Here is a 14416-nt window from a genome sequence, read left to right as displayed (position 1 = left end):
CCAACTAGCCGCTGTAGCCACCCCCGCTTTCGGGGGCGGTAGCGCTGCCGCCGGGCTTTACCTCCAGGGGCTCATCGGGGTGCGTTTTTATTTCCACGCCACTATAATCGGGCATGCCGGATCCGGCCACGGCTTCCGCGGCACCGGCTCCGTGGCCTGGCACCCACTTGTGCATCACCTCAAAGCTGATTTTGGCGGTGACCCGGTACTCCACAATTTTATTGTCGCGCACCCGGCAGCTCTGGTCTTTTATGTAGATAGATTTGATGCCTTTTACCGTGGTGCTGGTCTCCGTGAGGGCCCGCTGCAGGGCATCTTCGAAGCTTTTCTCAGAGCTGGCCAGTACTTCAATCACTTTTTTGATAGTGCTCATAGGGCGTAACAAGGTAGAGATGAGAGGAGAGTAGCACGTAACAGGGGCTGGTGTGTACGTAGTCAGCGGCGGCATGGCTGGTATTCCAATGGGCAGCAGAGTTTTCGGGGCAGCACGCTTTGGGCTCCCGGCCGTTGTGTACTTTTGCCGCGCCGCCTGCCCGGCCCATGCCGTATACCGCGGTGCCGCCGGTTGGCCAGTTTACTTGTTCTCTGTTATCTCATTTCCTTCTCACCCCATAGCGTTATGACCCAGTTCCGCAAGGAGAAAGACACCATGGGCACCGTGCAGGTGCCCCAGGACGCCTACTACGGCGCCCAGACCCAGCGCTCCATCGACAACTTTCAGATTGCCCAGGACATCAACCGGATGCCCAAGGAAATCATCCGTGCTTTTGCTTATCTGAAGAAAGCCGCCGCCCTCACCAACCGCGACGCCGGCATTCTGACGGCCGAAAAAGCCGAGCTGATTGGCCGCGTGGCCGATGAAATTCTGGAAGGCAAGCTGGACAAGGAGTTTCCGCTGGTGGTGTGGCAAACCGGCTCGGGCACCCAGAGCAACATGAACGTGAACGAGGTAATTGCCTACCGTGGCCACGTGCTCAACGGCGGGCAGCTCTCGGATGAGAAGAAGTTTCTGGCACCCAACGACGACGTCAACAAGTCGCAGAGCTCAAATGACACCTTCCCCACGGCCATGCACATTGCGGCCTACAAGATTCTGGTGGAGGTTACCATTCCCGGCATTGAGAAGCTGCGCGACACGCTGCGGGCCAAGAGCGAGCAGTTCATGCACATCGTAAAAATCGGCCGCACGCACCTCATGGACGCCACGCCGCTTACGGTGGGTCAGGAGTTCAGCGGCTACGTGTCGCAGCTCGACCATGGCCTGCGCGCCATCAAAAACACGCTGGCGCACCTTTCTGAGCTGGCCTTGGGCGGCACCGCTGTGGGCACGGGCATTAACACGCCTCCCGGCTACTCCGAAAACGTGGCCAAACACATTGCCGACCTCACCGGCCTTCCCTTCATCACCGCCGAAAACAAGTTTGAAGCCCTGGCCGCTCACGATGCCATTGTGGAAGCCCACGGCGCCCTGAAAACGGTAGCTGCCAGCATGATGAAAATAGCCAACGACATCCGCCTGCTGGCGTCAGGCCCGCGCGCCGGCATTGGCGAGCTGCACATCCCCGACAACGAGCCCGGCTCCAGCATTATGCCCGGCAAGGTAAACCCCACCCAGTGCGAGGCCATGACCATGGTAGCCGCGCAGGTAATGGGCAATGACGTGGCCATCAACATTGGCGGCATGAGCGGCCACTTCGAGCTGAACGTGTTCAAGCCCGTGATGATCTATAACTTCCTGCACTCCGCCCGCCTGATTGGCGACGTGTGCGTGAGCTTCAACGATAAGTGCGCCGTCGGCATTGAGCCCCTGGAAGCCAACATCAAAAAGCACGTAGACTCCTCCCTGATGCTGGTAACGGCCCTCAACCCGCACATTGGCTACTACAAAGCCGCCGAAATTGCCCAGAAGGCTCACAAAAATGGCTCTACGCTGAAGGAAACCGCCCTGCAGCTCGGCTACCTTACCGAGGAGCAGTTCAATGAGTGGCTGAAGCCCGAGGACATGGTAGGCGAGATTAAAAAGTAGCCAAAAAGTAGCGCGACGCTCCGGCTTCGCGCACGAGTGCAGCGAGTAGCAGGCGTCTGCATACGTCATAACTCGCTCTGCTCGTGCGCGAAGCCGGAGCTTCGCGCTACTTTTGTTTTTCTCTAACCGTTCCACGCCCACATGGATTTCACGCGCTGCATTACCCTCGAAAACGACCGGGTTCGGCTACGGCCCCTGGAGCTTACCGATTTTGAGGATTTGAAGGCCGTCATCTTCGACCCTGAAATCTGGCGCTTCACCGTGGACCCCAACCCCGGCGACGCCGTGGGGCTGGCCGGTTACCTGACCAAGGCCATGCGCGAGCGAAAAAAAGGACTGCGCTACCCGTTTGCCATTGTAGATAAGCAAAGCGGCCGGGTGGTGGGCAGCACCAGCTACGGCAACCTGGCGCTGGCCGACCACCGCCTGGAAATTGGCTGGACGTGGCTGGGCGCTGACTATCAGCGCACCGGCCTGAACCGCGCCGCCAAGCACCTGCTGCTGAAATATGCTTTTGGCGAGCTGGGCTGTGAGCGGGTAGAGCTGAAAACCGATGCCCTGAACTGGAAATCCCGGGAGGCCATGCGCCGTATGGGCGCCACCGAAGAAGGCATCCTGCGCAGCCATATGGTTACGCAGGGTGGGCGCCGCCGCGACTCCGTGTACTTCAGCATCCTGAAACCAGAGTGGGATATGCTCCGGATGACCATTTTTCAGGAGTTCGACGCCCGTGGCTAGCCAACCGCAACGTTTCCGGGTATTGCGGCAGCGCGCCGCCAGCTTTGGCCACGCCTTCCGGGGGGTGCGCCTGGCCCTAACCTCCGAGGTGCACCTACGCTTTCATGCGCTGGCTACGGCGGGCGTGGTTGCGCTGGGATTTTACTTCCGTCTGGAGCGGTGGGAGTGGGCCCTGGTGGCCCTGGCGGTGGGGGCCGTGTGGAGCGCCGAATTGCTGAATACGGCAGTAGAAGCTATTGTCGACCTGGTGTCGCCGCAGTATCATCAGCTGGCTGGCCGCGCTAAAGATGTAGCGGCCGGCGCGGTGCTGGTAGTGGCCCTGGCAGCCCTGGCGGTAGGCCTGCTGATTTTTGGACCCCGCCTCTGGGAGTTGCGGACCCACTTTTAGGGTTTGGCGGCTATAGAACCACGCCGGCCCCGGCGGCGTAAGCAGTAGCCCGGGCGCATCCGGCCTTGTATTTGCATTCTGCCTGTTACTTTCGCGCCCCTATTCCTGTCTGCTATGCGTTTGCTTTTCTCTTTTGCTCCTTTGTTTGCCGCGGCCCTGCTCAGCACTACCGCGTGTCAGCGCCAGGTGGCGGTAACCACGCCTACTGATGATACTGCCGGCCCCGTTAGCGGGCCTTCCACCCCGGCTCCGGTAGCTAATCCAACCACCGAGGCTACTCCTGAACCTGCTATGGTACGCTTTGATACGACGGCCCGGCCGGCCTGGCTGCAAAAGAAAATCAGCGCCCTGCAGGCTGATAAGCCCCAGAACCCGCGGGCCCGCATTCTGAGCTACACCTTGGAGGGGCAAACGGTATACTACCAGAGCGCCCCCTGCTGCGACCAGTTCACCACCCTGTACGACGCCAAGGGCAAAGTAATTTGCCAGCCCGACGGGGGTATTACGGGCCGCGGCGACGGCAAGTGCCCCGATTTTGAAAAGAACCGAACCAATGAGAAGTTGGTTTGGGAAGATGCGCGCTAAAGCGGCTCTCCTCCCAACCGGGCCCTAGAGCTGCGGCCTGGCGTATGGCCGGCTAACCCCGGACGCGCGCTTTCTGCTTCCTCCGCCTTTGCAACCACTTATATTCATGAGTAACACCATTGAAAAACTGGCGGCCTACAACGTGTGGGCCAACAACACGCTCTTGCGTCGATTAGACGAGATTGAAGCCTCCGGGCAGGAAGTTCCGGCCGTGTGCCTGCGTCTGTTCAGCCACGTACTCAACGCCCAGGCCATCTGGATTGGCCGGCTGACCGATACCAAGAGCCCCGTGAAGGTTTGGCAGGAGCACACCCTGGCCCAATGCCACCAGCTGCACGAGCAAACCTCCGGGCGGCTGCTGCACTTAATCAGCAGCGCCGATGAAACCGAGCTTAACCGCCTGATTGCCTACACCAACTCGGCCGGGGAGTCTTACGTGAGCCAGGTAGCCGATATTTTTACCCACGTGCCGGTGCATGCCAACTACCACCGGGCCCAAGTGGCCCTGCGCCTGCGCGAAAACGGTCTGGAGCCCATCAATACCGACTTTATCACCTACTGCCGCGAGCTGACTGCCCAGGCCGCTATGGCCGATACGCCCAGCTTATAGGTAGATACAGATAGCGAAAACCTCCCTTTAGCCGGCTCCCCGCCGGCCAAAGGGAGGTTTTGTTTGTTATACCTCTTTTGACATTCACGCTGTACAGATGAACTCCATTATCACTACGGACCCTGTGCTCAGTCCCGAGCGGCTGGCGGGGGCTCATTCCTATAACTCTTACCGGACCCTGATTGATGAGCTGATGGCCGAGGGTAAAACCACGGGCCCCCTGCAGTCAGAGGACCTCACGGACTACGCCCGCCTCAACATTCAGCGCATGGAGCGCCTCGACAAAAAAACGGAGCTGCTGCCCGAGCTGCTGCAAGCATTAACGGGCCTGGCGGGCCGCTACGAATGGCTTATCCTCACGGAAGGCTGGTGCGGGGATGCCGCCCAGATTGTGCCGGTGCTGGAAAAGATAGCACAGGCCAGCAACGGCCGCATCAGCACCCGCTATTTCCTGCGCGACGAAAACCCGGACCTGATGGACCGCTACCTCACCAACGGTGCCCGCTCTATTCCGCGGCTGGTGGTGCTGCACGCTGATTCCCTCACAGAGCTTGCCAGCTGGGGGCCCCGGCCCGTACTGGCGCAGGAGTTGTTCTCCAGCCTGAAAGCCAGCGGGGCCACGCACGAAGAATATGCGGAGCAGGTGCACGCCTGGTATGCCAAAAACAGAACGCAGGCCACGCAGCAGGAACTCCTGACTCTGCTGCAGCAACTGCCTGGCTAGGGTTGAAGGCTGGTAATTTCAATGCCATAAAAAAAGGACCTCCGCACAATGCGGAGGCCCTTTTTTTATGGCATTGAAATTACCTTAGTCCAGGCTGATAACGCCCAGATCAGTAGTGTGGTCGTTGGTCACCTGCACATCCGTCTTGTCAACGTTTTTGTAGGGCTCGCCGGCGCGGAACTCCACCCGGTACGTACCAGCCGATACACCCGGAATCAGGAAGCCACCATCGTTATCAGCGAAGGTGCTGAGGGTATCTACTGCGCCACCGGCCGTGCGGATAGCCAGCACCTGCGGATGAGCCGCCGCCGGATCTACCGTGCCACGAATAGCACCCGCCGCGGCCAAAGCTACGGCCCGGATTACCGGCTTCAGGTTGTATTCGCCATTGCCGCGCGCCACAATGGACTTAGCCACGTCAAAGTCGAGCACAATGCTATAAGTGACGCCTTCTTCCAGATCGGTGTTCAGCTTTACTTTCAGGCCGGAAGTCTGGCCGCTGGGAGTTTTCAGCGCTACAGTGGTTCCGTCTTTCAGGGTCAGGGTGTTGTTGTCGCCCAGTACCAGACGGATCTGCTCAATGTGCCCCGCGGGGAAGGTGCTGCCGGCAATAACGGCGGCGCGGCCATTCACATAGTCCAAGAGGTTGTAGCGGGTGGCCGCTACCTGATCCAGGGTCTGCCAGCCGTCCTCACCGTTGGTATCAGTTACGTTTACCTGTACGTTTTTCAGGTCGATATTCACGGCTTTATAGTCGCCGGGGGCATCTACCAGCAGCACGCGCACCTGGGCGGCGGCCGGGGTATTATCGTTGTCGTTGTTACAGCCGGTCAGAGCCAGCGCGCCGGCCATAGCCAGCGGAATCAGACGAAAAATCTTCATATAAGCGGTTTGAGGGAAGGGGAAGCTAAAATACGTTCATCGATGAGGCTACTGCCTCCGCGGCCAAGAGCAAGTATTATACCGCATATCGGCTTTAAACGTTACCCAGCAAAATTATATTGCCCTTTATATTGTCCTATGACTTGGTAGTGTCCGCTTTAGCGGGTTCCGGGGCCGGTACCGGGGCGGCTTTGGGCTTGCCGAACAGAATGTTGCCGAGCTTCTCTTTGGCCTGGGTTTTCAGTCTGGCTTCGGTTTCGAGGCGCTTTTTTTCTATTTCCAGCCGGGCGCGGTCTTCCACGGCCTGCTTCTGGTCGGCCAGGCTGCGCTTCACGCTGTCCTGCTGCAGGCCGGCTTTGGCCAGCAGCTTGTTCTTGGCGTCGCTCACCTTCGATTCTACTACACTGGTCACCAGGCTTTTGGCTATGTCTTTAGCCTGGCCTTTCACGCTACCGCTGCTCAGGGCCACTTTGGGGTCGGCCATGGAGCCGCCAATCTTCACGCCCAAGGTCACGCGCTCCGTGCCTTTGATATCCGATACGCCGGTCAGCTGGGTGAGCTTGCTGTTGAGCTGGTTGCCTACTTTGCCCGTGGGCATATCAATGGCCGTGACGTATTCCAGGTTGCCATCTACGTTGCTGGAGCCGCCCACCGTGAGCTTTATCTGCCCCACATTAAAGTCGAAGGGCTTCACAATGAAGTTGCCATTGAGCATTTCGGCCGCTATGTCTTTGTGCTCGACGGCAAAATTCTTGAGCTCCTGCAACTGCGTGAGGGCGCTGATTTTGTTCATTACCGGCGAGTTGCCTAGCGCCGCCCGAATGATTTCGAACACGCCCTTACCCGTGAGGGAGCTGTACACCGGCATCATGTCCTGGCCCATTTCCCCGCTCACGTTAAAGTTGGTGGAGAAAATGCCTTCAATCTGCTGGGCCAGGGGCACAAACTTCTTGATGGAGGTAAACGCCTGAAAAGCATTCTGGAAGTTCAGGTTCTTGATGTTCAGGCCGAAATCAAACTTGGGGTGCGCCAGGTTTTTGCTGCTGTAGCTGCCGTTGGTGGCAAAAGCGCCGCCCAAGGTATTGAAGGTGAGCCCGTTCAGGCGCACGGCCTCGTCGCGCACGGTTACGGTGCCTTTGGCATTGTCCAGCTTCAGGTTGTCGTACACAATGGTGCCCACATTGGTGTTCAGCGTCAGGTCGAAGAACTTGGGAATCTGCAGCACGCCATCGGCCTTGGTAGCGGTGGCGGGGGATTTGGTGGCCGCTACGGCGCCGGTAGTGGGCTTGGCCGTTACCTCGTCCACCATCCACTCGTTCACATTAAAGCGGCGGCTGTTCACCGTCAGGTTGCCTTTCAGGGACTGGCCCGGCGTGAACAGGTAGCCCAAATAGTTGCTGATAACGCCCGAAGCGGCAATATCCGAGGTGCCGACAAAGCCCTGCATGTCTTTCAACACAATCTGGTTGTTGTTGAAGGTGGCCGTGGCGCGGCTGATTTTCACGCCCTGGGGCAGGTCTTTGCTTTTGTAGGTGACGTTGTTGGCATTCACGGTGCCCGAGGCTACCACATTCTGGTACCGCTCGGCTTCCACATCGGCCATGCTGCCTTTGGCGGCCACGTTGCCGTTCAGGCGGCCGGTCACGGTCATGCCTTCCAGCGGGAATATTTTGGTGAGCTTGGTCAGGTCCACGGTGCCACGCACATCGGTGTCAAACAGCGGCTTGTCGATGTTCTGCAGGGCAATGCGGCCTTCCAGCGGCTCGCCATCCAGCAGCATTTTAAACTGGGGAATGTTGATGCGCGTGTCGTTGGGCTGGCCGGTGGCGTTGACCACAGTGCCGTTGAGCGTCAGGTTTTCGATGGGAGCCGGGAACTGCTTGCTCTTCACGTAGCCGTTGGTCAGGTTCAGCTTGGCCTGCACCACGGGCATCTGGGTTTTGGAGTAGATGCCTTTAGCCGTACCATCTACGAACAGCTTGCCGCGCATCAGCAAATCTTTCACAGGGTACACTTTCAGCATTTCGGCCAGGTCCACGTTGGCTTTCACGCGGCCGTCTACCTTCATGGGCTCCAGCCCGTCGATGGCCACGTTGCCGTCAATCGGGTTGGTGCCTAGGTCCAGGTGAAACTGCTTCACGTTCACTTTCATGTTGTTGGTGAAGCCCGAGGGGTTATCCACCACCATATCCACGTTGATGTTGCGGGCGGCCTGTGGCAGGTCGGGGTACTTGAACATGCCGTTGTTTACCTGCAGGTTCACGCCGTAGCCGGGCATCTTCACGTCGTTCTGCACGCCTTTCAGATAGCCGTTGAAGGCCATTTTGCCGCTGGTCTGAATGTCCTTGAACTTCTCAGTGAACACCCCGGGCACCAGGCTCAGAATGTTCTTGAAGTCGGTTTCCAGGGCCTTAAAGGTCATGTCGTAGGTGATGTCCGTGTCGTTGGGCAGGCCCACTTTCCCGGCGAAGGAGAAGGGAAAGTCGTTGAGGCGCACCTGATTTTCCTTGAAGGTGAACAGGAACTTATCCATATCCATGCCCATAGTCACGTCGGCGTCCAGCTTGGTATTTTCGAGGTAGTTCACCCCGTCATAGTTCATAGTGAAGCCGTCGGCCGTGGTCTTCGACACCATATCGAAGATATTCCGGGCGAAGTCGCCGGAGCCGGTGTGGTTTACGTGGCGGGCCTGCATGGCAAACGGTATGCTCAGGTCCTCGTAGCGCAGGCGGCCGTTAGTAATTTCCCAGCCTTTGATGGCCACTTTCACCTGGCTGGTATCCTTGCCCTGGGTAGCGGCGGCGGAGTCAGAAATAAAAATATCCCAGTTGGCGCGGCCGCTTTTCAGCACCCGCAGGCTGATGTCGGGCTCATCCAGTTGCACCGATTTGATTTTGATTTCGTCGCCGCGCACCACGCTCATTAAGTCCAGCCCCACCCGGAAGGAAGGCAGGTAAGCCAGCGTGTCGCGGGCAAATGAATCCTGCCCGATAATGCGCAGCTCATCAATGCTGAGGGCCAGATCCGGAAAGGAGCGGAGCAGGCTTAAGCTCACATTTTCAGGCTGATACTCTACCCGGGCGGCAATGCGCTCGGCCAGCTGCTTATCCAGCACCTGCTTGAGCTTGTCTTTGAACAGCACCGGCGCCAGGGCAATGGCAGCCACCAGCACCACCACGAAAATCAGCAGACCTAACAGGAATTTACGCATAACGGTAGGAGGGAAGAAAAAAGAATAACGCGCCTTGGGCCCGGTTTGGTGCCAGCACCTTACCAGAGCTATATCGGTAAAGATGCCGGGATTTTGCCATTTTCGAGGCCTCAATGCCTTTGCCTTGCACCAAATTGCGGGCCAGCCTCGTTTAGCACCCCCTATGCGCTTTCCACTATTGGTACGCCCCGGCTTTCCCGGACGCCGTTTGGCGGCCTGGCTGGGCGCGGGCCTGCTGCTGCTGGGTGCAAAGGAGCAGGCAAAGGCGCAGGACCTATACTTCTCCCAATCCTACGCCACCCGCCTGCACCTGAACCCGGCTTTCACGGGCCTGCAGCACGACTACGGCATTTCCCTGGCGTACCGGGAGCAGTTTCCATCACTGGCGGGCTCGTTCCAGACCACGCACCTGGGCGCCGACTACCGCTTCGAAAAGCAGCGCAACGCCGTGGGCCTGCTCGTGAACATGGACCGGCTGGGAGCCGTAGGCTACACCCGCCTGGAGGCCGCCGCCCTCTATGCCTACCATGCCCGCCTGAGTGAGGACGTGCACCTGAGCGCCGGCGCCCAGCTCACCTACGGTTCCCAGCGCATCAGCTACAGCAACCTGGTGTTCGGCGACCAGCTCTCCGACGACGGCCTGCTGACCGGCGCCAGCGCCGAACCGGTGCCCTTTGACCCGGTGCATTACCTGAGCGGGGGCGTGGGTGGATTGCTGTATAACCGCCAGGCCTGGGCGGGTTTAGCCCTTTATCACCTGAATCAGCCCAACCTGGGAAACCAGGCCCAGGGGCGCCTGCCCCTGCGCGCAACATTTACCGGCGGCGTAAAGCACTTTTTTTCAGAGTCCACCGTTAAACAGTCCTACCGCGAAATCAGCGTTTCGCCTACTGTGTCGTACACCCATCAGGGGGCGTCGCAGCGGGCTGAGGCGGGGTTGTACGGAACTGTTACTCCCATCACCATGGGCCTGCTGTACCGGGGCATACCGCTGCCCGGGGCACCGCGCCCGGCCTCGGTGCTGGCCGTGGTGGCGGGCGTGCAGCTCACGGGCTTTCGGGTAGGCTATAGTCATGATGTGGAGCTGGGCAGTAGAAACCTGGGCGCGGGCGGTGCTCACGAAATTGTACTGGTGCTAGAGCAGGTAGATATGCTGGCAGCGGCTCGTCGTCGCATTAGCCGTAAAAATTACCGCTTGCTTCCTTGTCCGGCCTTCTGAGTTTTTGTATTATTGCACTCGAATTGCCTTCTTACAACTCTTTTCTTCTCAGGTATTTCCGCTACCGCTATGAATTTCTCTAAGTACCTGCGCTACGCTGCTGTAGGAGCCGTTGCGCTGGCTTCCTGCAAAGGGGGGCCGCCTACTAGCACTAAACCGGGTAAGTACAGCTCCACTACCGGCTTGGAATATAATACCGAGCAGGGCATGAAGGTAGCTGATTACCAAGGTATTCCGGAAGGCCCCGGTCTGGTATTCATCGAAGGCGGCCGTACGGTACTAGGCTCGGCTGAAGAAGATGTGGCCATGACCCGCGACAACATTGAGCGCACGGTAACCATTGCTTCCTTCTACATGGATGAAGCCGAGGTGGCCAACATTCACTGGCTGGAGTATTTGCACTATGTCCGTAAAGACTCGGCGGAAGAATTCTATCAGTCGGCTTTGCCCGATACCACCGTATGGGCCCGTGAGCTGTCGTTCAACGACCCTTATGTGGATTATTACCTGCGTTACCCCGGTTTCCGCTACTTCCCCGTGGTGGGCGTAAGCTGGCTCCAGGCCAACGACTTCTGCACCTGGCGTACTGCTAAGGTGAACGAGAAGCTGGCGGGTGTAGGCGAAGGCGACGGCTCCGGTAAGAAATCAGGCGGCTTCAAGCTGTTCGGCAAAAAGAAAGGTGGCGACGCCGCTGCTCCTGCTGATGCCGGCGCTGAAGGAACCGGTGCTGCTAAAGTTTCTATTGAGAACGGCAACACTCTGCCCAACTACCGCCTGCCCACTGAGGCTGAATGGGAATATGCCGCTCAGGCCCTCATCGGTACCCAGGAGGCTGGCAACGAAAACCAGGAAAACAAGCGTATCTATCCCTGGGATGGTCGCCAGATGCGGAACCCGTATGGCAAGAAGCAGGGCCAGTTCCTGGCTAACTTCAAGCGCGGCCGCGGTGACTACGCCGGTATTGCCGGCAGCCTGAACGATGGCGCCATGATTACGGAATACATCTACGCTTACCCACCAAACGACTACGGCCTGTACAACATGGCCGGCAACGTGAACGAGTGGGTGCAGGATATCTACCGTCCGCTGTCCTTCCAGGATGAAGAAGATCTGAACCCCTTCCGTCGGAACGGCTACCTGGATAAGGCAGAAGGCTACGACAAGAAAGGCTACCAGTCGCTCATCGATGACGAGGTTCGCGTGTACAAAGGTGGTTCGTGGAAAGACGTAGCCTACTGGCTGTCGCCCGGCACGCGCCGCTTCATGGCTCAGGACTCGGCTACCGCTGCTATCGGTTTCCGTTGCGCCATGATCAACGCCGGCTCAAACAAGTAATCTTCGGTTTCAATAGCTGAACCACAAAAAAGCCGCTCCCGAAAGGAAGCGGCTTTTTTGTGGCTTTTAGTTAGCGGTCGGCCGTGGCAATGGTGGCAATACTCACCTCCCGGCAACCGGCGGCCAATAACACCACGGCACAGGCTTCCAGGGTAGCTCCGGTAGTCAGCACATCATCCACCAAAAGCACCCGTAGCCCGGCCAGCGCAGCCGGGTTGGGTACTTCGAAAACCGAAGCCACGTTTTCCCAGCGCGCCACGCGGTTTTTCCGGGTTTGGGAGCTGGTGTGCTCCGTGCGGCGCAATACGTTGGGCAGCCACGGCACCTGCAGGCCCTGTGCTAAACCTTCGGCAAAGAAGTCGGCCTGGTTGTAGCCGCGCTTGGCCAGCTTGCGCGGGTGCAGGGGCACCGGCAGAATGAGGTCAAACTCCGGCGTGAAGCCTTTTTCAGCCAGCTCATAGCCATACCAGCGGCCCAGCACCAGGCCTACTTCCTGCTGCCCCTGGTATTTAAGCTGATGCAGTAGGTGCTGCACGCGGCCGTGCTGCAGAAAGCGCAAGTAGCTGAATGCATGGCGCACGGGCACTTTGCCCCAGAAGCGTCGTGTCAGCGGATTGGCCTCAGCCGGCAGTAAATGATAATCGGTGTAGGGCAGCTCGGTGCGGCAGCTGGTGCAGATATACTCCTCGCCCCGGGCCAGGGAATCGGCACAGGCCAGGCATACGCGCGGAAAAACCAAGGAAACGAAGTCGTGCCAGATAGCGGGTAAAGGCATAACACCAACAATAGATAAGGTAGATAACAACCTTGGGAAGATAGGAAAAGGCGGCTTACTACCGCAGTTCTTCGCCGGGGAACGAAGCATTTGTGCCTACTTTCGTGTTACCATCTTCCATCGTCTTTTTAATCTAAGCTATATGAGCCTCGTCTCTGAATTTAACGACTACCGCCAGCGGATGAATGAAAAAATCATGGCGGCCGATAACAAGGTCATCAAGCGTTTTTTCAACCTAGATACGAACACTTACCAGGAAGGTGCCCTGGACGTAAAAACCAAGGAAATGCTGGGCCTGGCCTGCTCCATGGTTCTGCGCTGCGACGACTGCATCAAGTATCACCTGGGCAAATGCTACGAGGAAGGCATCAGCGACGAGCAGTTGTATGAAGTCTTTGCCATTGCCAACCTCATCGGGGGCAGCATCGTGATTCCCCATTTCCGCCGCGCTGTGGAGTACTGGGATGCCCTGAAGGAAGAGTCTGCTGCGCCCGTGCCGCCCCATGCTGAGCACACTGCCTAAGTCATGCTGAACCCCGAGGAAACCGAAGCCCAATTTGAGCAGCGCTGGTGGGAGCTGATGAACCAGATGCGTGAGCGTTTCGGCAAAAAGCCCGACCTGAATGCCCTGCTCCTGCTCATTGGCGTGCAGGAGCTGGGCCAGGGCGCCGGCCCCTTCACCAAAGAGCAGAAGCAGGACCTGATGCACATTGCTACCTGCCGCCTCTTCAGCCTGTCGGGCTATTACGAGCAGGAAAGCGTGGACGAGGAAGGCTGGCCGCATTACAAGCTCATCCGTCCCGTGCCGTTCTCCACTCTGAAAGAGCAGGAGCGGATGCTGAAATGGCATATGCTGGAGTATTTTGATGCCTTCCTGCGCGAAGAGGAGTAAAATCACTCTACCTGTGTCCTTCCAAAAAACTTGTCATCCTGAGTTTGCGAAGGACCTTATCAGGTAAGAGCGATACTCGTCACAACGACTCGTGCTAACGTGAAAAGGTCCTTCGCAAGCTCAGGATGACAAGCGTTTTTTATAAGCCATTTCAAGTTTTTCATTCTTGAAAATTCTCTCCTACAACGTCAACGGGCTGCGTTCAGCCCTGAGCAAGGGCCTGCTGGATTGGGTGCAGCAAACCGACCCGGATGTGCTGTGCCTGCAGGAAATTAAGGCCGGGCGCGAGCCGCTGGATGTATCGGGATTTGAAGTGCTGGGCTACCACGTGTACCAGCACCCGGCTGAAAAACCCGGCTACAGCGGCGTGGCAACCTTCAGCAAACAAAAGCCTAGGCACGTAGCTACCGGCTGCGAAATTCCGCTGTATGACTGCGAGGGGCGCGTGCTGCGCCTGGATTTTGATGATTTTTCGGTGTTGAACGTGTACATGCCCTCGGGCACCAGCGGGCCGGAGCGGCAATCGTTTAAGCTGGAGTGGCTGCGGTTCTTCCGCGAATACGTAGTCCAATTACGCGCCGCCGGCACGCCTCCGCTGGTTATTGCCGGCGACTTTAACTGCTGCCAGCAGGGCCTGGACCTGCATAACCCCAAAGCCAACCAGAACAGCCCCGGCTTCACGCCGGAAGAGCGGGCCTGGTTTGCCGCCTTCCTGGCCGATGGCTTTACTGACTCCTTCCGCCACGTGCACGGCGACGCCCCCGGCCACTATTCCTGGTGGACGTACCGCAGCGGGGCCCGCACCCGCAACGTGGGCTGGCGCTTGGATCATTTATTAGTAGACCAGGCGCTGCAACCGCGCATCAGCGGGGCGGGTCTGTTAACTGATGCGGTGCATTCCGACCACTGCCCGGCGCTGGTAGAGTTGCGCTAGGGAACAAATACCGGCTGTGGTGTTGTCGTTGAGCGAAGGGCCGCCGGATAAGCCGGCAGTGCTGATAATGCGTATCTTGTCCGGTCCTGAACAGGCG

General features: G+C 58.4%; 15 protein-coding genes. 11 read left to right on the top strand and 4 right to left on the bottom strand.

Annotation, left to right across the window (positions count from 1 at the left end; translation table 11 throughout):
• Positions 1-4 precede the first annotated feature (4 nt).
• Positions 5-373 (bottom strand): dodecin family protein, encoded by a 369-nt coding sequence (locus AM218_RS16435; RefSeq protein WP_071843802.1) that lies wholly within the window; start codon positions 371-373, stop codon positions 5-7.
• A gap of 246 nt (positions 374-619) precedes the next feature.
• On the opposite strand from AM218_RS16435, the gene fumC reads away from it, so the two are divergent.
• The 6 genes from fumC (at position 620) to AM218_RS14230 (ending at position 5071) form a co-directional block, all read left to right on the top strand.
• Positions 620-2026: a class II fumarate hydratase gene (gene fumC / locus AM218_RS14255; RefSeq protein WP_054414500.1), complete on the top strand. Its 1407-nt coding sequence runs from the start codon at positions 620-622 to the stop codon at positions 2024-2026.
• 141 nt (positions 2027-2167) lie between these two features.
• Positions 2168-2764: a GNAT family N-acetyltransferase gene (locus AM218_RS14250; RefSeq protein ID WP_054414499.1), complete on the top strand. Its 597-nt coding sequence runs from the start codon at positions 2168-2170 to the stop codon at positions 2762-2764.
• Complete coding sequence (locus tag AM218_RS14245; protein ID WP_054414498.1) at positions 2757-3152, top strand: diacylglycerol kinase family protein; 396 nt, start codon at positions 2757-2759, stop codon at positions 3150-3152. The genes AM218_RS14250 and AM218_RS14245 overlap by 8 nt, the downstream gene beginning before the upstream one ends.
• A 114-nt stretch (positions 3153-3266) precedes the next feature.
• Complete coding sequence (locus tag AM218_RS17090; protein WP_231717499.1) at positions 3267-3737, top strand: DUF6970 domain-containing protein; 471 nt, start codon at positions 3267-3269, stop codon at positions 3735-3737.
• A gap of 106 nt (positions 3738-3843) precedes the next feature.
• Positions 3844-4347 carry a DinB family protein gene (locus AM218_RS14235; protein WP_054414497.1) on the top strand — a complete coding sequence of 168 codons (504 nt, stop codon included), beginning with the start codon at positions 3844-3846 and terminating at the stop codon, positions 4345-4347.
• A gap of 97 nt (positions 4348-4444) precedes the next feature.
• A complete protein-coding gene (locus AM218_RS14230) occupies positions 4445-5071 on the top strand; it encodes a thioredoxin family protein (RefSeq protein ID WP_054414496.1) in 627 nt (208 codons plus the stop codon).
• Positions 5072-5155: 84 nt separating this feature from the next.
• On the opposite strand, the gene AM218_RS14225 is transcribed toward AM218_RS14230, so the two are convergent.
• Together AM218_RS14225 and AM218_RS14220 are read right to left on the bottom strand one after the other, a co-directional pair.
• Positions 5156-5953 carry a DUF4382 domain-containing protein gene (locus AM218_RS14225; protein ID WP_054414495.1) on the bottom strand — a complete coding sequence of 266 codons (798 nt, stop codon included), beginning with the start codon at positions 5951-5953 and terminating at the stop codon, positions 5156-5158.
• 136 nt (positions 5954-6089) lie between these two features.
• Positions 6090-9164 carry an AsmA family protein gene (locus AM218_RS14220; RefSeq protein WP_054414494.1) on the bottom strand — a complete coding sequence of 1025 codons (3075 nt, stop codon included), beginning with the start codon at positions 9162-9164 and terminating at the stop codon, positions 6090-6092.
• Positions 9165-9327: 163 nt separating this feature from the next.
• Here AM218_RS14220 and AM218_RS14215 point away from each other — a divergent pair, with 163 nt between their 5' ends.
• Positions 9328-10383, top strand: a complete 1056-nt coding sequence (locus tag AM218_RS14215; RefSeq protein ID WP_197273978.1) for a PorP/SprF family type IX secretion system membrane protein — start codon at positions 9328-9330, stop codon at positions 10381-10383.
• A 69-nt stretch (positions 10384-10452) separates the two neighbouring features.
• Positions 10453-11718, top strand: coding sequence for an SUMF1/EgtB/PvdO family nonheme iron enzyme (locus AM218_RS14210; RefSeq protein WP_054414492.1), 1266 nt, complete (start codon positions 10453-10455; stop codon positions 11716-11718).
• 70 nt (positions 11719-11788) lie between these two features.
• Here the strand turns inward: AM218_RS14210 and AM218_RS14205 are convergent, their stop codons facing one another.
• Complete coding sequence (locus AM218_RS14205) at positions 11789-12493, bottom strand: ComF family protein (RefSeq protein ID WP_054414491.1); 705 nt, start codon at positions 12491-12493, stop codon at positions 11789-11791.
• Positions 12494-12635: 142 nt separating this feature from the next.
• Here AM218_RS14205 and AM218_RS14200 point away from each other — a divergent pair, with 142 nt between their 5' ends.
• The 3 genes from AM218_RS14200 to AM218_RS14190 all read left to right on the top strand — a co-directional run bounded on the left by AM218_RS14200 (position 12636) and on the right by AM218_RS14190 (position 14319).
• Positions 12636-13016: a carboxymuconolactone decarboxylase family protein gene (locus tag AM218_RS14200; protein WP_054414490.1), complete on the top strand. Its 381-nt coding sequence runs from the start codon at positions 12636-12638 to the stop codon at positions 13014-13016.
• Positions 13017-13019: 3 nt separating this feature from the next.
• Positions 13020-13385, top strand: coding sequence for a hypothetical protein (locus AM218_RS14195; RefSeq protein ID WP_054414489.1), 366 nt, complete (start codon positions 13020-13022; stop codon positions 13383-13385).
• Between the two features lie 166 nt (positions 13386-13551).
• Positions 13552-14319 carry an exodeoxyribonuclease III gene (locus AM218_RS14190; RefSeq protein ID WP_054414488.1) on the top strand — a complete coding sequence of 256 codons (768 nt, stop codon included), beginning with the start codon at positions 13552-13554 and terminating at the stop codon, positions 14317-14319.
• The last annotated feature ends 97 nt before the right edge of the window (positions 14320-14416 follow it).

The sequence above is a fragment of the Hymenobacter sp. DG25A genome, from assembly GCF_001280305.1.
Taxonomy (GTDB): domain Bacteria; phylum Bacteroidota; class Bacteroidia; order Cytophagales; family Hymenobacteraceae; genus Hymenobacter.
This window is presented reverse-complemented; position numbering and strand designations above follow the sequence as displayed.